This window comes from Bradyrhizobium sp. NDS-1 (genome assembly GCF_032918005.1).
Classification (GTDB): domain Bacteria; phylum Pseudomonadota; class Alphaproteobacteria; order Rhizobiales; family Xanthobacteraceae; genus Bradyrhizobium; species Bradyrhizobium tunisiense.
Map to the genome: position 1 here is coordinate 6,748,366 of NZ_CP136628.1, position 23,790 is coordinate 6,772,155.

The 23,790-nt window shown below is 64.5% G+C and carries 20 protein-coding genes; 4 read left to right on the forward strand and 16 right to left on the reverse strand.

Translation table 11 applies throughout. The features are described from left to right. Positions 1-38: 38 nt before the first annotated feature. Complete coding sequence (locus RX330_RS31490) at positions 39-719, reverse strand: TetR/AcrR family transcriptional regulator (RefSeq protein WP_212088150.1); 681 nt, start codon at positions 717-719, stop codon at positions 39-41. 179 nt (positions 720-898) lie between these two features. Here RX330_RS31490 and RX330_RS31495 point away from each other — a divergent pair, with 179 nt between their 5' ends. Beyond that, positions 899-1,264, forward strand: a complete 366-nt coding sequence (locus RX330_RS31495) for a hypothetical protein (protein WP_317241072.1) — start codon at positions 899-901, stop codon at positions 1,262-1,264. Between the two features lie 82 nt (positions 1,265-1,346). On the opposite strand, the gene RX330_RS31500 is transcribed toward RX330_RS31495, so the two are convergent. Continuing rightward, entirely contained in the window at positions 1,347-1,511 is a 165-nt protein-coding gene (locus RX330_RS31500; protein ID WP_027545569.1) for a Flp family type IVb pilin, read from the reverse strand. A gap of 331 nt (positions 1,512-1,842) precedes the next feature. Between RX330_RS31500 and RX330_RS31505 the strand changes: the two genes are divergently transcribed. Both RX330_RS31505 and RX330_RS31510 read left to right on the forward strand, forming a co-directional pair. Beyond that, complete coding sequence (locus RX330_RS31505) at positions 1,843-3,345, forward strand: hypothetical protein (protein WP_317241073.1); 1,503 nt, start codon at positions 1,843-1,845, stop codon at positions 3,343-3,345. Between the two features lie 11 nt (positions 3,346-3,356). Next, entirely contained in the window at positions 3,357-5,159 is a 1,803-nt protein-coding gene (locus tag RX330_RS31510) for a hypothetical protein (RefSeq protein ID WP_317241074.1), read from the forward strand. A 99-nt stretch (positions 5,160-5,258) separates the two neighbouring features. Here the strand turns inward: RX330_RS31510 and RX330_RS31515 are convergent, their stop codons facing one another. The 13 genes from RX330_RS31515 to RX330_RS31575 all read right to left on the reverse strand — a co-directional run bounded on the left by RX330_RS31515 (position 5,259) and on the right by RX330_RS31575 (position 21,294). Beyond that, entirely contained in the window at positions 5,259-6,527 is a 1,269-nt protein-coding gene (locus RX330_RS31515) for an APC family permease (RefSeq protein ID WP_317241075.1), read from the reverse strand. Positions 6,528-6,536: 9 nt separating this feature from the next. Continuing rightward, on the reverse strand, positions 6,537-7,376 hold the full coding sequence (locus tag RX330_RS31520; RefSeq protein WP_317241076.1) for a universal stress protein: 840 nt from the start codon (positions 7,374-7,376) through the stop codon (positions 6,537-6,539). 254 nt (positions 7,377-7,630) lie between these two features. After that, the gene (gene ftsH / locus RX330_RS31525) at positions 7,631-9,556 is read right to left on the reverse strand and encodes an ATP-dependent zinc metalloprotease FtsH (RefSeq protein ID WP_212088134.1); all 1,926 of its coding nucleotides are present in this window, start codon (positions 9,554-9,556) and stop codon (positions 7,631-7,633) included. A gap of 268 nt (positions 9,557-9,824) precedes the next feature. Further along, positions 9,825-10,883, reverse strand: a complete 1,059-nt coding sequence (gene tilS / locus RX330_RS31530) for a tRNA lysidine(34) synthetase TilS (protein WP_317241077.1) — start codon at positions 10,881-10,883, stop codon at positions 9,825-9,827. Between the two features lie 76 nt (positions 10,884-10,959). Continuing rightward, entirely contained in the window at positions 10,960-12,012 is a 1,053-nt protein-coding gene (gene ybgF / locus RX330_RS31535) for a tol-pal system protein YbgF (RefSeq protein ID WP_317241078.1), read from the reverse strand. Between the two features lie 191 nt (positions 12,013-12,203). After that, on the reverse strand, positions 12,204-12,692 hold the full coding sequence (pal, locus tag RX330_RS31540; RefSeq protein WP_018317777.1) for a peptidoglycan-associated lipoprotein Pal: 489 nt from the start codon (positions 12,690-12,692) through the stop codon (positions 12,204-12,206). Between the two features lie 264 nt (positions 12,693-12,956). Further along, positions 12,957-13,697: an N-acyl amino acid synthase FeeM domain-containing protein gene (locus RX330_RS31545; protein WP_317241079.1), complete on the reverse strand. Its 741-nt coding sequence runs from the start codon at positions 13,695-13,697 to the stop codon at positions 12,957-12,959. Between the two features lie 144 nt (positions 13,698-13,841). Beyond that, a complete protein-coding gene (locus RX330_RS31550) occupies positions 13,842-16,166 on the reverse strand; it encodes a putative bifunctional diguanylate cyclase/phosphodiesterase (RefSeq protein ID WP_212088126.1) in 2,325 nt (774 codons plus the stop codon). Positions 16,167-16,406: 240 nt separating this feature from the next. Continuing rightward, a complete protein-coding gene (gene tolB / locus RX330_RS31555) occupies positions 16,407-17,774 on the reverse strand; it encodes a Tol-Pal system beta propeller repeat protein TolB (RefSeq protein WP_249153344.1) in 1,368 nt (455 codons plus the stop codon). A 23-nt stretch (positions 17,775-17,797) separates the two neighbouring features. Continuing rightward, the gene (locus RX330_RS31560) at positions 17,798-18,757 is read right to left on the reverse strand and encodes a protein TolA (RefSeq protein ID WP_317241080.1); all 960 of its coding nucleotides are present in this window, start codon (positions 18,755-18,757) and stop codon (positions 17,798-17,800) included. A gap of 3 nt (positions 18,758-18,760) precedes the next feature. Then, the gene (gene tolR, locus RX330_RS31565; RefSeq protein ID WP_212088121.1) at positions 18,761-19,210 is read right to left on the reverse strand and encodes a protein TolR; all 450 of its coding nucleotides are present in this window, start codon (positions 19,208-19,210) and stop codon (positions 18,761-18,763) included. 43 nt (positions 19,211-19,253) lie between these two features. Beyond that, positions 19,254-19,970 carry a protein TolQ gene (gene tolQ, locus RX330_RS31570; RefSeq protein WP_212089081.1) on the reverse strand — a complete coding sequence of 239 codons (717 nt, stop codon included), beginning with the start codon at positions 19,968-19,970 and terminating at the stop codon, positions 19,254-19,256. A gap of 556 nt (positions 19,971-20,526) precedes the next feature. After that, positions 20,527-21,294 carry a serine O-acetyltransferase gene (locus tag RX330_RS31575; protein WP_317241081.1) on the reverse strand — a complete coding sequence of 256 codons (768 nt, stop codon included), beginning with the start codon at positions 21,292-21,294 and terminating at the stop codon, positions 20,527-20,529. A 323-nt stretch (positions 21,295-21,617) separates the two neighbouring features. Here RX330_RS31575 and RX330_RS31580 point away from each other — a divergent pair, with 323 nt between their 5' ends. Next, complete coding sequence (locus tag RX330_RS31580; RefSeq protein ID WP_317241082.1) at positions 21,618-22,781, forward strand: acyl-CoA desaturase; 1,164 nt, start codon at positions 21,618-21,620, stop codon at positions 22,779-22,781. 439 nt (positions 22,782-23,220) lie between these two features. Here RX330_RS31580 and RX330_RS31585 read toward each other — a convergent pair whose 3' ends face one another. After that, a complete protein-coding gene (locus RX330_RS31585; protein ID WP_212088115.1) occupies positions 23,221-23,712 on the reverse strand; it encodes a DUF2852 domain-containing protein in 492 nt (163 codons plus the stop codon). Positions 23,713-23,790 lie beyond the last annotated feature (78 nt).

Genomic DNA, 23,790 nt, shown 5'->3' on the forward strand with positions numbered 1-23,790 from the left:
AGCGAGGTCAGACCCGCGGCCCGGCCGCGCGGCCGATGTTACGCGCCAACCAGCGCCTTCGTCGTCGGCAGCAGCGTCTGCTGGACGACCAGGCCGCGGGCGCGGGCGTCCATGACGCCGACCGCGCGCAGGGCCAGCAGCGTCACGGTCTGCACCGCGTCGCGCATCTTGACGGGATCGTCGAGATTGTCGGGCGCGAGCGGCCCGACCAGGGCCTCATGCAGCGCGCCGAGCAACGCGGTGGCCGCGAGCGCGGTGTCCTGCGCCGGCAGGTGACCGGCACGCACCGCGGCGTCGATCCGGGATGCGATCTCGCCCGCGATCTCGCGCCGGCTGGCAAGCCTGGAGGCGCTGACATCGACATCGACGGGCTCGGCCAGGATGCCCCAGGCGAGCCTGCGCTGCGACAGGGTATGGACCGCCACGGTTGTCACGGCCGCGGCCAACGCCGAGGACGGCCCGGGCGCCGCATCGGCCGCCCGGCGGATCGCCGCGAGCTCGTCGCGGGAGACCTCGGCAATCAGTTCGGAAATCAGCTCGGCCTTGGAGGGGAAGTAGCGGTAGACCGTGCCGGCCGCGACATTGGCCCGGACCGCGACCGGCGCGATCTGCACCGCCGCCATGCCGCCTTCCGCCGCCGTCTCCCGCGCCGCCGTCAGAATCGCACTGCGCCGCGCCGCAAGGCGCTTAACCACTTGATGCGTCCGCCGATAAACCATGGCGCGCTTCCTGTCCCACACGCCTGCCGCACGCCCTGCGGCCGAACGCTTCGTCACGCAAAAGATGCAAATCGCCCCGCAAGGACTGAACAACTATTCAGGGTGAATGACAAGATGGAAATGCGTGACGCGTCACGGCGATCCGGACTGGAGCGCCTCCGCGGCGCGGCATTCCCGTCGTGCTGGCACTGACGGCGCGCCACGTGCGGTTGCAATTGCTCATGCTCGCGATGAGCCTCGCGCTCGCCGTCCCCATCACGACCTCCGCGCTGGTGCCCCCGATCGGCACCTATTACGCACTGAATTTTCCGGCCGCGCATTTTCCCGAGATCAACACCGCGGTCTATGCCGAACAGTTGCGCGGCATCCGCCCTGCTCTACATGTGGGCGCTGTGGCCGTGCGCTGCCTCGGCGGCATTGCGCTCGCCGCAGCATCGATCTGGGCCACCAAATTGTACCTCGTCCGGCGCCGCACGCCTCTGCCGCGCCAACTTCGTCGAGGGGACTGGCTAGCCTCGTCCAAGAAAACTGACGAGCCGAACTGAGAAGCCGAACTGACGAGCCTCGCCCCAAACGAAAAGAGCCCCGTCGAGGACGGGGCTCTTCGAATCCCTGGTTCGTCCGGCCTTACTTGAGGCTGGTCGAGATCGAGGTGAACTTGGTGTTCAGCGTGGTGCCGAGATTGTTGACGACGGTGATGATCGCGAGCGCGATGCCGGCAGCGATCAGGCCGTATTCGATGGCGGTGGCGCCGGATTCATCCTTCACGAAACGCGCAACGAGGTTCTTCATAGAAGTGCTCCAAATGAGTACACGAGGCTTACAACTGATCCGGTCTCTTCGGCTTCCCAGCGCCGCCCGACCTTGAAACCGAACGTAGAGGCAAAGAATTGCGCCGCAGTTAATTCGACTGCGTAAACACAGGGCGGGTTGCGTGTATTCGCCGATGGTAAATGGAAATCTAGAACAATCCGTTAAATTGTCGGGACATGAAACCGCGATAGCGTGGCCGGTTTACCCCAAGTTATGACCGCTATGGTCCAATGCCGACCGCTCGGCCTGAAGCGGCCCTCCGGGGTCCGGATCGCGCTCGATGACAAGAACAACAGGACGACGAGGCGGCATGTCCCTTTCCTTTGCCAACAGCATCGCGGTGCAGAGCCGCGCGAGGGCCCTGGTGCCGCTGTGCGTCGGTGCCGGCGCCTATCTGTTCTACCTCTTCGTCGGCGACACGCTGCTTCAGGATTCCGACTCGTTCTGGCAGATCAAGATCGGGCAATGGATCCTCGATCACGGCGCCATGCCCACCACCGACATCTATTCCTTCACGCGAACCGGCGCGACGTGGATTTCGACGTCATGGCTGTCGCAGGTGCTGTTCGCCTTCTCCCATGCGCAATGGGGCTGGGCTGGCCCGGTCATCCTCACCGCGATCGCGATTGCGCTTGCGCTTGCAATCTTCGTCTATCTGCTCGACGCGCAGATCGAGGCACCGCGCGCCGTGCTGTTCGCGATGCTGGCCCTGCTGCTGTCGATCCATCACGTGCTGGCGCGTCCGCATATCCTGGCGCTGCCCGTCATGGTGGCGTGGGTCGGCCTGCTGATGGGAGCTGCCGACCGCAGGAGCGCGCCGTCCTGGACCTGGCTGCCGCTGATGGCGCTCTGGGCCAATCTGCATGGCGGCTTCGTGCTGGGCCTGGCGCTGATCGGACCGATTTCGCTCGAAGCGGTCGAGCATGCCGAGAAGGGACAACGCCTGCGGCTGTTCATGCGCTGGGTCCTGTTCGGAATCGGCGCGCTGATTGCGAGCTGCTGCACGCCCTATGGGTGGCGGACGCTGCAGGGCGCGACCAACATCCTCGGCCTTGGCGAGCTGCTGTCGCTGATCTTCGAATGGGCGCCGGCGAACTTCGCCACGTTCACGTCCTTCGAAGGCGCCCTGCTCGCCCTGATCGCATTCGGCTATTATCGCGGCCTGGTGCTGTCGGCGCCCCGGATCTTCCTGATCCTGTTCCTGACCTGGAGCGCACTGACCCATGTCCGGAGCATCGAGGCATTTGCGTTCATCGTGCCGCTGGTGCTGGCAAAGCCGCTCGGCCAGATGTTCCCGCGCCCGGCGCCTGACGCCACCGATGGCGACCGCTGGCCGGCCCGCTATGTCACCGCCCTTGGTGCACTGATGATCGTGGCGGCGAGTTGGACCTCGACGTCGCTCTACTTGGGGCACCACCGCTTTACCTTCACGATGACGCAAACGCCCGTTGCGGCGGTCGACCTGCTCGAGCAACGCAAGGTGCAGCGCATCTTCAACGCCTACCAGTTCGGCGGCTACCTGATCTCGCGCGACATTCCGGTCTTCGTCGACGGCCGCGCCGAGCTCTATGGCGAGAAATTCGTCATGGACTTCTTCAAGGCAACGGAGGGCAAGAAGCCCGAGCTGCTGCCGCGCCTGCTCGACGAGTACAAGATCGACGCGACGCTCCTGGTTGCCGATGCGCCGGGCCCGCAGATCCTCGACCAGCTCAAGGGCTGGAAGCGGATCTATGCGGACGACATCGCCGTCATCCATGTGCGCGAGGACGGACAGAGCGCGGATAGCAGATCCACGCCCGCGGCCTCGAATTGAGGCGCGGGACGATGCCGTCCCTGCTCCTGCCGACCGCGCGAGGATCCGGCACGACATTGAGTCCCGCGATCGTGCTCACGATCGCCTGGGCGGCGATCGTGGTGGCGCTCGGACTTCCCGCGATCAGGGCCGGCGTGTTCGACACCATGTCGACCGACGACGCGATGCGACTGGTCGAGGTGCGCGATCTCCTGGCCGGCCAGGGCTGGTACGACCTGACCCAGTACCGGCTCGATCCGCCCGGAATCGCGATGCACTGGTCCCGCATCGTCGATGCGCCCCTGGCCCTGCTGATCCTCGCGTTTCGTCCCCTGCTCGGCCAGCACGCTTCGGAAGCGCTCGCATTGGTCGCATGGCCCTCGCTGTTGTTGGGCGCCGCGCTCTGGCTCGCAACGACGATCGCGGGTCAGGCAAGCGCCCCGGCCGAGCGGCCGCGGATCCAGCTTGCCACGATTCTGGTCACGTCGCTGTCGATCCCTGCCCTGATCCACTTCCGCGCCGGCGCGATCGATCATCACAATGTGCAGATCGTGTTGCTGCTCGGCTTCATGTTGTGCGTCATCGATCTCGAACATTCGGCATTGAGAGCGGCATCAGCGGGATGTCTGGCGGCGCTTTCGCTGGCGATCGGATTGGAAATGCTGCCTGCCATCGCCGTGGCGAGCGCGGCCGTGGTCGGTCTCCTGATCTGGAAGGGCCCTGAGGTCCTGCGCTCCGCCTGCGCCTTTGGTGCAGGCCTTGCCGGATCAGCGCTGCTGCTGGCATTGCTGCTGCTCCCGATGAGCAATCTGGTGAAGCCCGTCTGCGATGCCTTCGGAGGCCCGATCCTGCTGTTGTCCGCGGGCGGCGGCATCGCGCTGCTGGCGGTGGCCGGCGTCAGCTCTCCGCACAGCTCCCTGTGGAGGCGCCTTGCGGCGGCTGCAATTATGGGTGCGCTCCTTTTGGGCGCGTTCTTCAAATCCTATCCGAGCTGCGTTGCCTCGCCCTACGCACAGGTCGATCCCCTGCTCGTTAGCTTCTGGCTCGACCGGGTCACCGAGACCATACCGGTGACGGAGCTGGCGCGGATGCAGCCGCAGAAGCTGCTCGGGTACTACGCGTTTCCGTTGCTGACGCTCGGCCTGTGCGTGGCCGCCATCATTCGCGACAGGCCCGAGGGGCGCTTTCGCTGGATCGTCTCGACCGTCACGCTCGCGGCGCTGTACGGCATCAGCCTGTGGGAATTGCGCGGCGCCGCCGCCGCCAACATCCTTGCCGCGCCGCTTTGCGTCATGGCGATCGCGGCGCTGCGCACGCGTGTCGTTGCCGATTGGGGGCTGGTGCGTGCCGCACTGCTGGTGTCGCCCGCCACACTCGGCGGCATCGGCTTTGCCGTCTGGCCGGCATTCGCCGGGGCGAGCCGCCATGAGATCGCGGCGCCCGAGCGCAACGTCTCCTGCCAGACCATCTCCAGCGCCGCTCCCCTCGCTGCCCTGCCGCCCGGTCGGATCATGGCGCCGATCGACTCAGGTCCGGCGATCCTGGCAGTAACCGGTCATTCGGTGTTCGCCGGCCCCTACCATCGCAACAATGACGGTAACCTCGCCATGGTGCATGCGATGACAGCGCCGCCGCAGGCCGCGCGTGCAATGCTCGGCGTGCGAGAAGTCGATTACATCCTGACCTGCAACGGCTCCGCCGATCAGGAAGATCTTGTCCGGATCGCGCCGGAGGGCCTCGCCGCAGGGCTCGGCCGGGGGGAAGCTCCAGATTATCTGGAGCGAGTCGAGGCTGCATCTCGATCCGGTATGACCGTCTGGCGCGTGCGCAAGTGAGGGCACGCAAACCGCAACTGAAGCTGCAGATCCAGCCGCTCTGTTCGGCCTTGGGACGATCTCGGACCTGCGGGCCGCATCAAAGCGCAAACGCGCGCTCTATCCGAAGAGATCGATCAGGAGCAACGCGGCGCTTGTGCACAGTCCCGCCACCGGCACCCAAATGGGCACCAGGAACACGCCGGCAGGAGGTTTCGATTCCCTCGTCTTGATCCGGACAAGCGCCAGGTTGACCAGGACGAAAGTTCCAAGCGTCAGGCGTGAGGTCCATTCGGCCAATCCGGTCAAGGGAACGCCGAGGGCGAGAATCAGGATGGCGCCGACGCCGAAGAGGGTTGCCACCACAGGCGCGCCGCTTCTGGTGCTCACCCTCGCCAGAAGGGCCGGAAGGTTGCCCTGATCCGCGAGACCGTACAGCACACGTCCGATCATGAGCATGTGAACGATGATCCCGTTGACCGTCGCGACGATCGCGACGGCGCTCAGCACCGAGAGGGGAAGACCGGTCAACCGCTGAAATACCAGGGCGAGCGGGGCCGAGGAGTGTGCGAGTTCGGCCGGGGGCACCGCGACCACCGCCACCCAGACGACGGTCATGTAAAGGAGCGCCGTCACGCCGAGGGTGATGAGAAGCGCCCTGGGCAGGGTCCGGGAGGGATTCTTCATTTCCTCGGAAATGTTCACCAGGTGCTCGAATCCGATGAATGCAAATACGGCGAGCAGTGACGTCTGTGCGATCCCTGTCCAGGCGACCTTATCGTTGATGGGGACCCACAATTCAGGCAGCCGGGACACCAGGGTGTCGCCCTGAAATAACCCGGCCCCGACAATGAGGACCAATCCTCCGATCTCCACGACCGTCATCAGCCCGGCGAAGCTGATGGACTGAACCGCGGACAGGCAGGCGATCGCGCCCATCGCAACCACGACGCCAGCGATGATCCAGCTCGCAGGCAGCGGCAGGAATACGCCGATGTAGCCGGCGCTCCCAACCGTGATGGTCGCGCCGGAGATCGTCGCTGCGGCCACCACGAGCAACCCTGTGGCCCCGCCGAGCCATTTTCGATGAAATGCGGCCTGGACATAAGCCGCCTCGCTGGCCGCAACCGGCAGTCGCGTGCCCAGTTCAGCAAAAGTCCCGGCCGTCACGCCCATCACGACGGCAGCAGCGAGGAACGCCAGAGGTGCGTGCATTCCGCTCCGCGCGGCGGCCGCCCCCACCAGGACGTAGATCCCGGCGCCGATCGTCACGCCGAGCCCGTACAGCACCGCGTGCGTCAGCGTGAGCGACCTGATCAGCCTTGTAGAACCACCTGGCGCTTTTCCCATGGCAGGTTGCTGACTGGCATCTGTTCCGGCCTCCTGCATGACCGAGCATCAATGCGAAAACAGGATCGGGATCGGAGGCTTGGAGAGCAGACCCCTGGTCGCACCACCGAGCACGAATTCCCGCCACCTCGGCGTTCCGTACGCGCCCATGACGAGAAGGTCGATGCCGCGAGATAGCACGTATGACTGGAGGACTTCGCCGATCGGCTTGCCCTCGGCATCGATCCTGTCGAGCACAACCTCGATGCCGTGACGAGCGAGGTTCTTTCCGAGTTCTTCCGCCGAATGTTTGAAATCCAGGGCCTTCTCGTTCGTGACCGTCACGACGCGCACCGTTTTTGTCCTTTCGAGCAAAGGAAGCGCGTCGGAAACCGCTCGCGCAGCGGTGCGGCTGAAGTCCCAAGCCACGCAGACAGCATCGAGCCGGAATGGCCGCGGTCGCGGAGCTGCGGGCAGGATCAGCGTCGGCCTGCCCGATCCAAAGATCACCTCCTCGGCGTGCCACCGCTCATGGAATTCCGGCACCGCCATGATCGTGAGATCGCGAAGCTTCGCATAATCGACCAGCATTGCCGCCTCGTCGGCGGTTGCACATTGCTCGATGATGGTCTCGTGCCGAACGCCGGCTTTCACGGCCGACGCTTCGAATGCTGCGAGCAGTGCGTTCACATTCTGCCGGCTCTTGGCGGCCTCGCGCGCAACGAGCGAAGGTATGTCCAGGATGACATCCCCGAGCAGGCTTTCGCGTACTTCCGCATGGACCTCGCAGGAAATGGCTGCGAGGTGCGCATCCAGGACGGCGGCGATGGAAACCGCCTCGTCGATCACCGAAACGGGCGTCGGTTCCGGGTAGCTCGCCAGGGTCAACAGAACATCCTTGAAAGCCATGTCTCGCTCCTTTGACGAGCTGGAGCCTAACGCCGTTGAATCCCCCCTTCTTGACCCACCGCAACGGATTCAGACGACATGCCGTGGCAAAACGGCCCAGGTTCAAACCATGGTACCGGGCCAGAACGCTCTGGTTCGGCGGTGCCTGCCTTGCGGGACGAGCCAGCGCGAAGCCGGCTCGCACACGCGCGCTCGGAGAATAAAAAAACGCGGCGTTTCCGCCGCGTTTTTCAATCTGATCTGCAGCTCCGCGATTACGCCTGCGGCTGCGGCTCGAGGCCGGGATCCGCATCGGGCCGCGGGCGCGGCGACTTGCCGGCCGGGGGCACTGCAGACGCACGCGGGGTGGTCGGCTCGAGCACGGACTCGCGGTTCGGCTTCTTGCCCTTGAGAAGGTCGATGATCTCGTCGCCGCTCAGCGTCTCGAACTCGAGCAGGCCCTTGGCGAGAGCTTCGAGGTCGGCATGCTTCTCGGTGAGGATGCGGGTTGCTTCCTTGTAGCCTTCCTCGACCAGACGCCTGATCTCGGAATCGATCTTCTGGACCGTCGCCTCCGAGGCGTTCTGCGTGCGCGACACCGACATGCCCAGGAACACCTCGTCCTGGTTCTCGCCGTAGGAAACGGTGCCGAGCTCTTCCGACAGGCCCCAGCGCGTCACCATCATGCGGGCAAGGCGCGTCGCCTGCTCGATGTCGGAGGCCGCACCCGAAGTCACCTTCTCCCGGCCGAAGATCAGCTCTTCGGCGACGCGGCCGCCCATCATGATCGCAAGGCGCGAGGTCATCTGCTCCAGAGACATCGACAGCTTGTCGCGCTCCGGGAGCTGCATGACCATGCCGAGCGCACGGCCGCGCGGGATGATGGTCGCCTTGTGGATCGGATCGGTCGCGGGCACGTTGAGGCCGACGATGGCATGGCCGCCCTCGTGATAGGCCGTCAGCAGCTTCTCTTCCTCGGTCATGACGAGCGACTTGCGCTCGGCGCCCATCATCACCTTGTCCTTGGCTTCCTCGAACTCGGCCTGCGTCACCATCCGCTTGTTGCGGCGGGCTGCGGTGAGCGCAGCTTCGTTGACGAGGTTCATCAGGTCGGCGCCGGAGAAGCCCGGGGTGCCGCGCGCGATGGTCTTGAGGTTGATATCCGGCGCCAGCGGCACCTTGCGGACGTGAACCTTGAGGATCTGCTCGCGGCCGACGACGTCGGGGTTCGGCACGACGACCTGACGGTCGAAGCGGCCGGGACGCAGCAGCGCGGGATCGAGCACGTCGGGGCGGTTGGTGGCGGCGATCAGGATCACGCCCTCGTTCGCCTCGAAGCCGTCCATCTCGACCAGCAACTGGTTCAGCGTCTGCTCGCGCTCGTCATTGCCGCCGCCGAGACCGGCGCCACGGTGACGACCGACCGCGTCGATTTCGTCGATGAAGATGATGCAGGGCGCGTTCTTCTTGGCCTGCTCGAACATGTCGCGGACGCGGCTGGCGCCGACGCCGACGAACATCTCGACGAAGTCCGAACCGGAGATGGTGAAGAACGGCACGTTGGCTTCGCCCGCGACCGCACGCGCGATCAGGGTCTTACCGGTGCCGGGCGGGCCGACCAAGAGCACGCCGCGCGGAATGCGTCCGCCGAGACGCTGGAATTTGCCGGGGTCGCGCAGGAATTCGACGATCTCCTGGAGATCCTGCTTGGCCTCGTCGACGCCCGCGACGTCCTCGAAGGTGACGCGACCATGCGCTTCGGTCAGCATCTTGGCGCGCGACTTGCCGAAGCCCATCGCCTTGCCGGCGCCGCCCTGCATCTGGCGCGACAGGAAGATCCACACGCCGATCAGCGCGATGAAGGGCAGCCAGGAGACCAGCAGCGAGACGAACCACGGCACGTTGTCGCCGGGCGGCTTCGCGGTGATCTGGACCTTGCTGTCATACAGGCGCTTCACCAGCGTCGGATCGTTCGGCGCATAGGTCTGGAAGCTCGAGCCGTTGGTGAAGGTGCCGTGGATGTCCGGGCCCTGGATCACGACGTCGCGCACATTGCCGCGGTCAACTTCGCTCAGGAGCTGCGAGAAGGCGATGTCCTGCGAGGAGGCCCGCTGACCCGGATTCTGGAAGAGCGTGAACAACGCCAACAGCAGCAAAACAATGATGACCCAGAGGGCGAAATTGCGCAGATTGGCGTTCATCGATCTTCCTTCGTGGTCGCGCGGATCGCGGCCTGGTCCTTCAGGAGTTACTTGGGCAGCGTGGCTTGGGCAAGCTAGAGAAAATCCCCAAGGAATCCTCTCGGTTAGAGCATACAATCTAGGTGCCGCACCGGTCGCTGCCAAGGGAACGAGATGGGACTATTTAGCCCATCTTAGAGCGATTCCCGCTGAAATAATGGCGACCTGACCGGTGATTTCCCTGCCTGGTTAAGGTGTCCTGACGGCAGGGGACCGGAATGGCCGGTGTTCACACACCCTTGCGCCGCCGGGCCGGCGCCGGTGCGATGTGGATACGCCCGCCGGCAAGGCTGATCAAGGCTCCCGCAAGGGTCTGCCGCAAGGCCTGCCGGCCATTGGCGGCAGCGCGAGGACTTGCGGCGATGGCCTGATCGAGCACAGCCAGGAGGGTTTCGACCTTGCCGAGTTCCGCCGGCCCTTCATGTCCGAGCGCGTTGATCGCCCGCAGCAGGAGCCGCAGCCGGACCTCCTCGGGCAGGAGGGCGAAGCTCGAGGCCTCGAAGCTTCGAACGCCCACCTGCGGCGCATCGCCGCGATCCCGCAAACGGAGGAAGCGCTCGGCGCCGTCGGCCAGTATCTCGACTGCCGCATTGGCCCGCGCCAGCCTTGCCGCAAGTCGCACGAGCGTGCGGGCATCGCCGCCCTCGGCGGCGAGTTGCGGCAGCAGCGCGCGCAGGCGCGGCCGGGTGAAGGCGGTATCGCGGTTGCTGGGATCGTCGGCAAAGCCGATCTTGGCCCGCCTCAAGGTCGCGACCAGCTGCGCCTTGGGGACGTCGAGCAGCGGCCGCGCCAGCACGATCCCGTCGCGCTCACTGAGGGACGCCATTGCCGACAGTCCGGCAAGGCCGCTGCCGCGGAGCAGCCGCATCAACAGGGTTTCGGCCTGGTCGTCGCGGGTATGGGCGGTCAGCACATGGCTCGCGCCGACCGCGCGCGCGGCCTGTGCGAGCAGACGATAGCGGGCCTCGCGCGCGGCCGCCGGCAGCCCCGTCTTCGGCTTTGCGTCGCGCCAGCGCAGGGTCCGGTGCGGTAGCCCGAGTTCAGTGGCGAGCCGCTTGACCTCGCGCGCCTCCCGCGCCGCCTCGCGCCGCAGGCCGTGATCGATCGTAACGACGGTGAGACGCGGGCCACGCGCGAGGCTGCGCTGCCAGCGCGCCGCCAGCCACATCAGCGCGACCGAGTCGGGTCCGCCGGAGACGGCGAGGACCAGCGCCGGCGCGCTTTTCAAGCCGGCAAAGAGCCGCCTCGCCTCGCGCGCCGAGATCGGAGAATTGTCGTCGTCTGACATGACGCGGGCCCTGACCTCCAAGGCGGATGGTGACGACGTCTAGCGTAGCACCATCCGACTTGTCAGGACCCGGACGTCAGCACTTCACACGCTTCTGCTCGCGGTCGACCGCGGCTTTGACGCCGGCGGAAGCACGCGGATATTTGCGGCCGATCTCGCCGAAGGCGGCGCAGGCGGCCTCCTTCTCCTTCAGGGCGGCGAGCGACTGGCCGAGCCGCAGCAGCGCGTCCGGCGCTTTGGCCGATTTCTCGTATTTGGTGGTGACGGCGAGGAAGGCTTCGGCGGAGTCGCGATATTGCTGGCGCTGGAAATAGCTCTCGCCGAGCCAGTATTGCGCGTCCCCCAGCAGCGGGTCTCCAGGATATTTCTGCGTGAAGTTCTTCATGGTCTGCTCGGCGAGCGCATAGTCCTTGCGCTGCATGTAGCCGATGCCGAGGTCGAACTCGTCGCGCGGCGTGGCCGACGGCGGCAGGGTGGCAAGGCCAGTGCCGCCCGCCGGCGCCGGATAGCCGGGCTGAGCCGGCGGATAGCCGGGCTGCGCGGCCGGGGCCGCGGCCTGCGGCTGATAGCGGGGAGCGGTGTTGGCGAGATCCAGCGGCTCGCCGGCCCCGCGGCCACCGGGTGCGCCGCCGGGAGCCGCCTGCATCGGCTGCTGGCCGCCGCCCAGCGCGCGTGGCGCGCCCGGCGCGTTCGGGTTCTGGTTGGGATCGAAGGCATCGCCGCGGCGGCGCGTGCCGGGGGCGCCGGGCGCCGGCTGCTCCTGAATGATCGGCCCAGGAGCGGCGACCTGGGGCTGCTCGTAATTGGGCTGCGCGGCCTGCTGCTGCGGCTGTCGATAGCCCGGCGCGACCTGCCCCGGTGAAAGCTGGGCGGGCGGCATCGCCGCGACATTGGGCGCCTGTCCGGGCGCGGCTTGCGCGCCGCCTTCGAGCGCCCGCAGCCGCTCCTCGAGCTGGCGGTTGCGGTATTGCAGCTCCTCGTTCTGGCCGGTGAGCTGGCGCAGCTGGCTCTCCAGCCGCTCGATCCGCATCTCCGGATCATCGTCCGACTGCGCGAGTGCAAGCGAGCCGAAAGAGAGCAGCGTGGCCATCGCCACGGTGCCGGTAAAGACCTTAAATCTGGATGACATCTTGCCCTGACGACGAAAGCGAAATGGCCTGCGACGGAACATGCGACGCGCCACACATTGAAGGGGAGTACGCCAAAACTGTGACTGGCACCACGGGGTTTTAAGTCACGGATTGCTGAAACGAAACCGGCGCCCGAGAGGGCGCCGGCATAATCGGTTTTGGAAGATGAACGGCGCCTGACTGATCGGCGTCAGGAGCTCGCGTTCAGCACCGTGACGGCACGACGGTTCTGCGACCAGCAGGAGATATCGTTACAGACCGCGACCGGCCGCTCCTTGCCGTAGGAGATCGTGCGCATGCGGTTCGGATCGATGCCGCGCGAGGCGAGGAACGAGCGCACCGACTGGGCTCTCCGGGCGCCGAGCGCGATGTTGTATTCGCGGGTGCCGCGCTCGTCGGCATGACCTTCGACGGTGAAGCTGTAGCGCGGATAGGTCTGCAGCCACTGCGCCTGCTTCTCCAGGGTCACGATCGCCTGCGGGGTCAGATCGGTCTGGTCGCTTTCGAAGAACACGCGGTCCCCCACGTTCACCACGAAGTCCTGCTGGCTGCCAGGCGTCGCCGCGTTGGCCATCGCATCCGTCGCGGCATTCTTGTTGGCGCAGGCACCCATCGACAGCGCGACGGCAAGCACCGCGACCAGCTTCAATCCCTGGAGGATACGCATAGGATGTTTCATTCCGGAGCCTCCACGCTCACGTTAGTCCACTGCTGTCCGGTCTACAGGGGGTTGGTTAAGCGAACGTTCCGTCAACCTTGACGGAACCTTGCCTCAGCCGATCAAATGCCCCCAACCAGCGAAAAGCACCCGTCATGGTTAATGGGTTGTAAATGTGGCGCAAGGGTGAAGGCAAGCATGGCGCCCGCGGAACTGGCTAAAATAAAGCCAGGCCCGGATGGGTGCCGGACCGCAGGTCCGTTTGAGCAAGGCGCCGACGGGTTGTCAGGAGTAGGCGACCAGCTTTGGACGCTCGGAGGCTACTTTAGGCGAGACGATGCTCGCCGATGGCGCGTTGCTGTCCCCAAACAGCATTCGCCGCTCGAATGCGCTGGAGCGCATGATTGGAAATCGCGTTAAGACCTTTTCCCGCACGGCACGGAAGTTGGACGCCATTAATGCGACCTTTGCCAATGCATTCGGAAACAGCCGCGGCTCTGCGATGGTTTCGTTGAGAAAGATCCGGCGATAGAACGACTCGTGCGCGGGACGAACCAGCGCGAGTCCGGTATCGGCATTGAAATGTTCGCAGGCCAGGAAGACCAGTCGCACCGTCACGTAGGGGAGCTCCGGAAAGCATTTGGCTTTTTCCGGGCTTGCGACAAAGCGGGCCGGATCGATGAAGACTTCGCCTCGATCAAGCCGGGGGTGAAGAACGTCGCCGAACAAGTCGGTCGTACAGGACATCCGCTGTTCTGGCGTCAGGACGTGGAGACGGATGGAGCTGCAGAGTTCGCCATCGACATACACTCCGAACGTCCGGGCGTTGGGCGCATCGTCGTAGTCATCCGTATAGCGCTGGGACTCTGACGGCGGAATTAGTCCGCCGCGCGTATAGGCCCTGTAGCGCATCTGATAGAGCTGGTCTTTCTCTTCAGGAGTCTCGATGGATCGGTAATCGACGCGATCGAACAGCGCTCCCCCCCGCACAGAGAGCGAAGCACGCAGCTCGGCTTCGGGCTTCATCCAACATTCCTCAACTGGCAAAACAACCCTTGCGGGTATGAAAGGATTAACAGCTTCTTAACGCCGGCGCAATTGACGCGCCCCGTTAGGGTTAATCGTACCGGTTGCAAGATGTCAGAGTCTTCCCGCAATTCTACGGAGATGTCAGGCGATCGATCGTGAAGCGATGGTCAGTTGGTCATCGGCCGAACGGCGGCCGTGCGAGGCATCCAGCAATTGCCGAACCCGAACAGCGGGCACCGGCCGGCTGAAAAGATAGCCCTGCCCTTCAGTGATGGTGCCATCGGCGCTGATCAGTTCGAGCTGCTCGTTGGTCTCGATGCCCTCGACTACGACCGACATGCCGAGATCGACGGCTAGCCGCGCCACCCCGCGCAGCAGCGTCAGCGGCCGATCGGTGTCGATGCCTTCGAGGAACGAGCGGTCGATCTTCACCTTCTGCATCGGGAAATTGTGCAGATAGCTCAGGCTCGAATAGCCGGTGCCGAAGTCATCCAGCGAAATGCGTATGCCGAGGGCGTGAAGCTGCGACAGGACGTCGTGCGTGAGCTGCGTGTTGCGCAGCAGCGAGGACTCGGTGATCTCGATCTCGAGGCGATGGGCCGGAAGCCCGGACACTTCGAGCGCATAGCGGATTTCGCTGAGCACGTCGCGCTGGTGGAATTGCTGCGGCGAGAAGTTGACGGCGACGCTGACGCCCTCCGGCCACTTCATGCACTCCATGCAGGCCCGCCGCAGGATCCAGCGGCCGAGATCGACGATCAAGCCCATGTCCTCGGCAACCGGGATAATGTCGACCGGCGAGACCGTACCGCGCACGGGGTGGTTCCAGCGCAACAGCGCCTCGCAGGTTGTGATCTTGCCCGATTTGAGGTTGACCAGCGGCTGAAAGAACAGCTCGAACTCCTCGTTGGCAAGCGCCTTGCGCAGATCGAGCTCCAGGATCCGGCGCGCCTCGACGGTCGCCGCCATTTCCTCCCGAAAGAAGCAGAAGGTGCCGCGGCCGTCGGCCTTGGCGCGGTACAGCGCCATGTCGGCGTTCTTCAGGAGCGTGTCGGCGCTAACGCCGCGGTCTGGCGCGGTCAGCGCAATACCGACGCTGGCGCCGATCTCGACGAGGTGATTGTCGATGCGATAGCGCTCGCTGAGGCGTTCGACGATCCGGCGGGCGAGGCTGGCGGCATCCTCAGCCGAGGCGATGTTCTGCTGAAACACGACGAACTCGTCGCCGCCAAAGCGCGCGACGAAATCTTCGGGCCGCAGCATCTCCCGGAGGCGGTTGGCAACCGCGCACAACAGCTGGTCGCCGCACGGGTGGCCCAGCGTGTCGTTGACCTGCTTGAACTGGTCGAGGTCGACGAACAGGAGCGCGGAGAGGCGCTCGGCATGCTGCGCGTTTGCGAGCAGGCGCTCGATCTCGTCGCGAAAATTGACCCTGTTCGGCAGCGCCGTCAGTTCGTCGTAGCGGGCAAGATGGCTTATCCTTGCCTCGGCATTCTTGCGCTCGGTGATGTCCTCGAGCAGCATCACCATGCCGCCGTCTGACATTGGTTGGAAGGTCCAGGACAACGTGCGCCCACGCGCCGAATCTATGGTCAGGAGTTCGCGGACCCGCCCGTCCTCGATTTCCCGGAGGATCAAATTGCCGCTCTCGGTCGAGATAGAACCGCCGTTGACGCACGCCGCGATGATTTCGGACGCGTTGGGGCCACTCTGCACGAGATCGTCGGGCAGGTTCATCTGTTCGCTGAAACGATGATTCATCACAGCAAGCTGTCTGTCGACACGGAACATGCACAGACCATGGGGCATGTTGTTCAACGCGCTGTCAAACTGGCCGGCCAGGGCCGCCTCGCGTTCACGCGCGACGAGCGCCCGCATGAATATCCTATGCAAATTGGCCGAGATTTGTATGACGGCCACCAGAAACGCGGCGCACAGGACTGACATGACGAGGTAATAGGGCGTGCCACGCCACGCCAGCGCGATCACCGTCGAACCGAAACAGAGCGAAGCCTGCAGCTGGTATATCCATTGCCGTCCATAAGCCCTGCCTGCGCCCCCCGCCACGAACCCCGTGGTTGTGGAGAGAGAAATCATATGGGCGACGGCATCATCACTCACCAGGAGCGTGGTGGTGCTCCAGATGCCGACCGCGGCGGCCTGGATCATCGCTCCGATCTGATGCCGGTTCTTCCATCGCGCAGCTTCGTCGGGGGTTAGCGTCGATTTGCGCATCTGGTAGCGCCGCAAGTCGAACGCCCGAATAGCGCCGGCGAGGATCAGCAGCGCAACACACGCCCAGATCAAGGGTTCTCCCGTCTTCAGCGCGGTCGCGGCCGCCGCAACGACACCGAAGACGAGACCCGTCAGCAAGGGAGCAGGCGTTTCGAACAGCGAATCGATCAGCGCCGCCGAAATTCTCGGCGACGCCGGCTCAGGTTCTCCGCTCTGGCTTGCGAATTGCATTTGTGTTTGTACGCGCGTCCTGTGTGACGCGTAGTTTTACTCAAACCAGATGAAGTCTTTCTGAGGGAACATCGTTAAAGTCGAGTTGTTTTTCGGCAACGACGAACCCATTTCTGCTGATATTTCAAGCAACTAGGCAAGGCTTGCCGAGCTCAAGGTGAAGGAAAGCTTGCTTTCCTCCCCGATCCCGAAAAAGTTTGCGCGTTTCTCTTCGATACATCGCGCGCTGCGCCGAGGGATCTACTGGCCCGCGGTCGAGGACAGTAGCGGCGACCATGCCGGGTCGGAGGCGAACCCCGGCGTCGGCACCTTCAGCTCGTTGCGTCCCGAGATGTCGACGCTGTACAGCGAGGGCCCGCCGCTGCCGCCGGGATCACGGAAAAACATCAGCACGCGGCCGTTCGGCGAGAAGGTCGGGCCTTCATTGTGGAAGCCGGAGGTGAGCAGCCGCTCGCCGCTGCCGTCGGGCTTCATGACACCGATCGCGAACTGTCCGCCGCCCTGCCTGGTGAAGGCGATGTAATCGCCCTTCGGCGACCACACCGGGGTCGAATAGCTGGCGTTGGTGTCGTCCTTGGAGAAGGAGATCCGCTGCGCCTGCCCGCCGCCCGCGGCCATCACGTAGATCTGCGACCGGCCGCCGCGATCGGATTCGAAGCAGATGCGGGCACCGTCCGGCGAGTAAGACGGAGACGTGTCGATCGCCGGCGTGTCGGTGAGACGCGTGGTCGCGCGCGAGCGCAGATCCATCACGAACAGGTTGGAATTGCCGCCCTGCTGCAGGCTCATGATGACGCGCTGGCCGTCCGGCGAGAAGCGCGGCGCGAAGGTCATGCCGGGGAAGTTGCCGACGATCTCGCGCTGGCCCGTCTCGATGTTGTAGAGATAGACCTTCGGATCGCCCTGGCCGAACTCCATGTAGGTGATCTCTTGCGAGTTCGGCGAGAAGCGCGGCGTCAACACGAGATCCGCGCCGCGAGTCAGGTAGCGCACATTGGCGCCGTCCTGGTCCATCATCGCGAGCCGTTTGACGCGGCGCTCCTTCGGCCCGCTCTCGTCGACGAACACGACGCGGCTGTCGAAATACCCCTTCTCGCCGGTCATCCGCTCATAGATCTGGTCGGAGATGATGTGGGCGATGCGGCGCCAATATTCCGGCGACGTGAAATATTGCTGTCCCGCGAGCTGCTGGCCACTGATCACGTCCCACAGGCGGAACTCGGCCTTGAGGCGGCCGTCCGGCTGCCGCGTCATGCGGCCGGTGACGAGGGCCTGCGCGTTGAGCGTCTTCCAGTTCTGGAATTGCGGCGCGACGTCCATGTTGCTGATGCGCTCGATGAAGGCCGCCTGGTCGATCGGCGCGAACAGGCCCGAGCGCTTCAGGTTGTTGGTGATGACCTGCGTGACGCCGTTGCCGACGTCGCCGTCGGACGGAGAACCCGGCAGGAAGTTGGTGATCGCGATCGGGATCGGCTGGAATGCATTGGGGTCGATGCGGATGCGGCCGTCCTGGCCCTGAGCAAAGGCACTGCCGCCCCCGAGCATGGCAAGCGTCGATCCGGTCAGGGTCATGAAGCGGCGGCGGTTCATCGATCGGACGTCATTCATTGCAAAATTCTTTTGTTCGGATGTCACAACATATCTTTCAGGCCGAAAGTCATGGGAATGAGCTTCCAGCTCTCGTACTGCTGCTTCGGCATGAACGAATAGACCTGACACTGCACGATGGCGCGCTTGGCGCTCTCCGCCACCGCCTGCGCGATCGACCGCGACGGTCCCCGCACTGCGACGACGATCGGCTCGGAGGCGAGCGATCCATCGATCTTCATGGGAATGTCGATGTCGGCCTCGTACTGATCGGCATCCTGGCCATTGTAGGTCGGCGTGAAGCAGCGCTTGACCGCGCCCTGGAATGCACCGCGCCAGGTCGCGACGTTGTTCGCGGCTGTTCCCGTCGCTGCTCCCAGCGACGCTGACGCATTCAGCGCCGTTCCGGTGAGCTCGTGCCGGGTCGCAGCGCGCTTGTCGAGGTCGCGCTGGATCTGCGCGGGATCGAAGCTGCGCTCCTTGGGCTTGGGCTGCTGCTGCGGCTGCACCGCCGCAACCTTTTGCTCCACCGGCTTCGGCGGCGGCTTCTTGGTGTCCAGCTTCTTCTGGAGCTCGGCGATCGGATCTTCCTTGGCCGGATCAGGCTTCTTTTCCTGCGGCTTCGGCTCTTCCTTCGGCTTGGCCTCGGCAACGGGCTTCGGCGGCTCGGGCTTCTTCTCGACCGGCTTCTCGACGGGTTTCGGCGGCGGCTCCGGCTGCGAGTTGGTCTTGATCAGCTCTTTCTTCTCGGTGACCTTGCCGACGGCGTCTTCCTCGGGCTTCGCTTCCGCGATCTTCTCGACCTTCGGCTTCGGCTCTTCCTTCTTGCCGGTCTTCTGCCCCGCCATCATCTTGGCGAGCTGATCGGTGGAGATGATGTCGATGGGAAGCGACTCTTCCGGTGCGAGGTAGGCTTTGCTGCTGAAGGTGACGAGCCCCCATCCCAGCACGAGGACGTGGAGGGCGATCGACGCAACGAGTGTCTTGTCGACGTTCACCTTCACCGCTTACCCCTGATCCGCTTCCGTGACGAGGGCGAGCTTCTTGAATCCGGCGCCGGACAGCAGGCCCATCACCCTGGCCACCGTGCCGTAATCAGCCTTCTTGTCGGCGCGCAGATAGATGCGCTCCTCGAGCCCGCCGCGCGCATCCGTGATCGCCTTCAGCTTGGGCACCAGCTCGTTGATCGCGATCTCGGAATCGTTGATGAAGACCTTGCCCTTGATGTCGACCGACATCTGGATCGGCTTCTGGTCGTTGTTTTCGAGGCTCTTGGCCTGGGTCTGCGGCAGGTCGAGCGGCACGCCGACCGTCAGCATCGGCGCCGACACCATGAAGATGATGAGCAGCACCAGCATCACGTCGACCATCGGCGTGACGTTGATCTCGGCAACGACGGGCTTGCGCCGGCCTCGGCGCCCGCCGCCTCCGGACGAACTCGCAACGTTCATCGCCATGATCGAGTGCCCAAATTGCCCTTCACACTATACATGCCGGCCGTCAGCCCCGCTCGTCGATCTGGCGCGACAGGATGGCTGAAAATTCATCGGCGAAGCCTTCGAGCCGCTGGGCCTGCCGGTTCACCTCGGAGGTGAACTTATTGTAGAAAATAGTGGCAGGAATGGCGGCGATAAGGCCGACGGCAGTCGCAAACAGGGCCTCCGCGATACCAGGCGCCACCACCGCCAGAGAGGTATTTTTCGACGCCGCGATCGACTGGAAGCTCGACATGATGCCCCAGACCGTGCCGAACAGGCCGACGAAGGGCCCCGCAGAGCCGACGGTGGCGAGCACCAGCAGGCGGCGCTCCAGCCGCTCGACCTCGCGCGCGATCGAGACGTTCATGACCTTGTCGATGCGCATCTGGAGACCCGCGACCGAGCGGGCTTGGCTCTCGAATGACCGCTTCCACTCGCGCATCGCGGCGACGAAACAGGCCGCCATGGAGTGCGTCGGCTTGGCCGAAAGCGTGCGATAGAGCTCCTCGATCGATTCACCGGACCAGAATGCCTGCTCGAAACGGTCCATCGAGCGGCGGGTGCGGGCGAACAGGAAAATCTTGTCGATGGCGATCGCCCAGACCCAGACGGAGCAAGCCAGGAGCCCCAGCATCACCGCTTTCACGATCCAGTGAGCCTGCCAGAACAGCGCAATCAGCGACACGTCGGCGGAGGCAGCAACCGGAAGGGCTGACTGAGCCAATTCGGCCGGATTCATAAGCGGTATCCTCTCAAGGCGATCGTTACCCGATGTGCCGGCCAGCAAATGGCTGCCGGTTCCCCAATAGCCGCGCTAGAACCGGGCGCGGCCGGCAAGCCCGCTCAAAGCCTTGTCTTTCTGGGGTGCAGGGGCTCGTCCAAAGCCGGCCGTCTGCATTCCCTGCCAAGATGTCAAAACTATGGGCCTTTGGCCCCGGGCCTTGACGGGCCTGGCTTTACGCTTTGGGCGCGACTGTCCGCCCTTACCAGAGCCCGCCGTTGGTTAATGCGAGGTTACCAGGGATGAATTTGGTTGCGGGAAAGGCAGCCGACGCAGGCGGTTGAGGACCGAGCTGGTGTTCCGGGCGCGTCGCACGCTCCTTCGCCTTGCACTGCGTCCAGGGAACGAAGGTTCCACGCGCACGGCGGACCGAGGCCCCCGGCAAATTGTCCCGGAAATCACTTCCCGCGAGGTCCTGCCAGAACCATCAACCCCAAGACGACCGCCGCCATACGGCGATCACCCGCTCCATGATTCATCCCGTTGGCGCCGCATCCGATGACGCGATGGCGCTTCACGCCGCCGGGGCGGGCTCGGGGCAGTTGATCAATCGTGCAGGATTTCCCACGACGGTGCAGCCGCCGGGAACGTCGGCGGTCACGACCGTGTCGGCGCCGATCCTGGCAAAATCGCCGATCCTGATATCGCCCAAAATGGTCGCGCCGGCGCCAATGAAGACGCCGCGGCCGATGCGCGGCGAGCGCGTCGGCAGCTCACTGCCGCGGCCGATGCTGACGTTCTGAAGGATGATGGTCTCGTCGCCGATCACCGCATTGGCGCCGATCACGATGCCCGTGGCGTGATCGAGATAGACGGACGAGCCGATGCCGGCCGAGGGATGAATGCTGACCTGCAACACGTTCGACGCCTCGTTCTGAAACAGCAGCGCCGCATCGCGATGATCATGATGCCAGAGCCAGTTCGAGACGCGCCAGGCTTGCAGCGCGACGTAGCCCTTGAAATGCAGCAGCGGCGCCAACAGGCCGGCGATGGCCGGATCGCTGCGCACGATGGCCTGCAAATCGCGGCCGGACGCTTCGATCAAATCCGGCGAGTGACGAAATGCCTCGCGCGAAAAGGCCATGAAGCGCGTTTGCCCGGCGACGTTGCCGCCAAGCCTGCGCCCGATGAGATCGGCCAAAACCGCCGCAAAGCCGTCATGGGCGAGAACCGCTTCAGCGATCGACCTGCCGAAGACGGGATCGGATGCGACCGCACGCCGCGCCTCGTCGCGAATCTGCTGCCAGAGGCCATCGCTCGTCGCGGTCACAGCTGCCGTCATCGCCGCCTCCGGTGTTTTGGGCCGCTTTCACGTCTCAGATATAGCCCGTGGGCACCCCGCGCACCACGCCGCGCGGGCGGCACGGCGCTACCCGAGCACCATGCCGCGGTTCACCGGGAGGCTACGAGCTTGCGTGCCGGGCATCCGCGACCATATAGTCAGTCGAGTTCTCGGCCGATGCTGCTTTGGCCGAGGAAATCCCGGGCAAAGCAGCTCGTTCGCCCCCCGCGGTGGTCCGCCATCCGCGGGTTTTTCGTACCCGGCAGCCCTCGGAGCTGCCGACGCGAATCCCGGATCCCCTTTACCTGAGGTCACGCCAAGACATGTCGCCTAACGCGCCCGCCGACGACCACCACGACGACATCATGTATCCCTCCGCCGTGCCGTTCGTGTTGGTCCATCTCGGCTGTGTCGCGGCGATCTGGACAGGCATTACGTGGCAGGCCGTCGCGATCTGCGTCTCACTCTATTGCCTGCGGATGTTTGCAATCGGCGCCGGCTACCACCGCTACTTCTCGCATCGCGCGTTTGCGACCAGCCGGGTGTTTCAGTTCATTTTGGCCTGCCTGGCGCAAAGCACCGCGCAGAAGAGCGTGTTGTGGTGGGCCGCCAAGCACCGGCATCACCATCTGCATTCCGACACCGAACTGGATGTGCATTCGCCGCGTCAGCGCGGCTTCCTGTACAGCCATGTCGGCTGGATCTTTTACCGCGAGCACGACACGACCGATCTCGTGAAAGTGGGCGATCTCGCGGCCTATCCGGAGCTGATGTGGCTACATCGGCTCGAGCTTCTGCCGGCCACCGTGCTTGCGGCGCTCTGTTTCCTGGTTGCGGGATGGTCGGGTCTTGTCGTCGGCTTCCTGTGGAGCACGGTGCTGCTCTATCACGCCACCTTCTGCATCAATTCGCTCGCCCATGTGCATGGTCGCAAGCGCTACGTGACGGGCGACGATTCCCGCAACAACTGGCTGCTGGCGCTGCTCACTCTCGGTGAAGGCTGGCACAACAATCATCATGCCTACCAGAGCAGCGTGCGCCAGGGCTTTCGCTGGTGGGAGATCGACGTCACCTATTACGTCTTGACGATCCTGTCATGGATGGGCGTCGTCTGGAACATGAAGGCGCCGCCCGAGCAGGTCCTGCGCAATGAGCAGCCGCTCGGCGCGCGGGTGATCAATCGGGCGGCCCGCGAGCTTGCCGGACGGTTCGATGCGCAGACGTTGGCGCACGCGATCTCGTCGGCGCGGCGCCGTGCCGAACTCGCCCAATTGCAGCTGCCCTCGCTGCACGACATCCTCAACCGCGCACATGAAGGTGTCGATGCGCTGACGCATCTGCATCTGCCGAAGATTCCGACTCGTGACGAGTTTCTCGCCGAGGCCAAGGCGATGTTCGCGCGCACGCGATCGCTCAACGAGATCGTGGACCACGCCTACGAACACTTCCTCGCTTCGGTTCGCGCGCAGCTCGCGACAGCGCGCTGAACCTTGCGGCCACTGAGCGCATAGAGCCAGCCGCCGCGGCGACGAGAACATGCAGGACAAGCAGCGCGAAATCGCGGAGCAGGATCACGGGACGATACTCCGCTTCGCGAACAAGACCGTACGGTTGAGTGCGAAACGAGGCGCGCCCCAGTAGAGATAGAGGCTGAGGAAGAACCGCCAGGGCTCGCCGAGCTGTCACCGGGATAGAGCTGAACTTCCGTCGGCCATCCATTGATGGAACGCGATCGCTCAGCGCCTGGTCGAGCCTGGTGCCCAACGGGTCCCAGGCATGGTCGGTGACCTGCGCCGGCGGGGCGCGGTGGGGAGCGCATCTCAAAAGCCAAACCGCCCGCCTGCGGGTTGCGCAGACGGGCGGCTCGGGGCCATCAGGACTTTGGGGGCATGCGCCTGAAGGCTTTGAGAGTGTCGGCCTTGAAGGTCAGCCCTGCTGCTGGTCGGTCGGCGGCGGGGTCGGACGCGTCTTGTGCTGCGCCATGAACTGGTCGAACTCTTCCTTGTCCTTGGCGTGACGCAGGCGGTCGAGGAAATTCTTGAACTCGACCTGCTCTTCCTCGAGGCGCTGCAGCGTCTCAGAGCGATATTCGTCGAAGGCACGGTTGCCGGAGGACGGCGGGCCGAAGCCAAAGCCGAAGCCACGGCGCTCCATGCGGCCGCGCATGCGATCCATCTTGTACTGCATCCGCTCCATCTTGTTCTGCCAGCGATCCTGGTTGCTCCAGCACGACATTCTTCTGCTCCCGAGTGTGAAAAAGAGAAGGGCAAGTCCGATCGGCCACCAGATGATGAAGCCGAGAATGGTCACGGCAATCCAGCCGGGATGCCAGGGCGTATCGAGCATGCGTGGACGCTCGTACTGTTGGTATTGCTCAGAGGGGCCGCGCCATCGATTGACATCAGCGGTGTAGGCCATTTCCGATCTCCATCACGGCATCTGCGCCGTTGTGAATGTAAATAACATTTACATAGCTAGACCATCCCGCGATTTTGT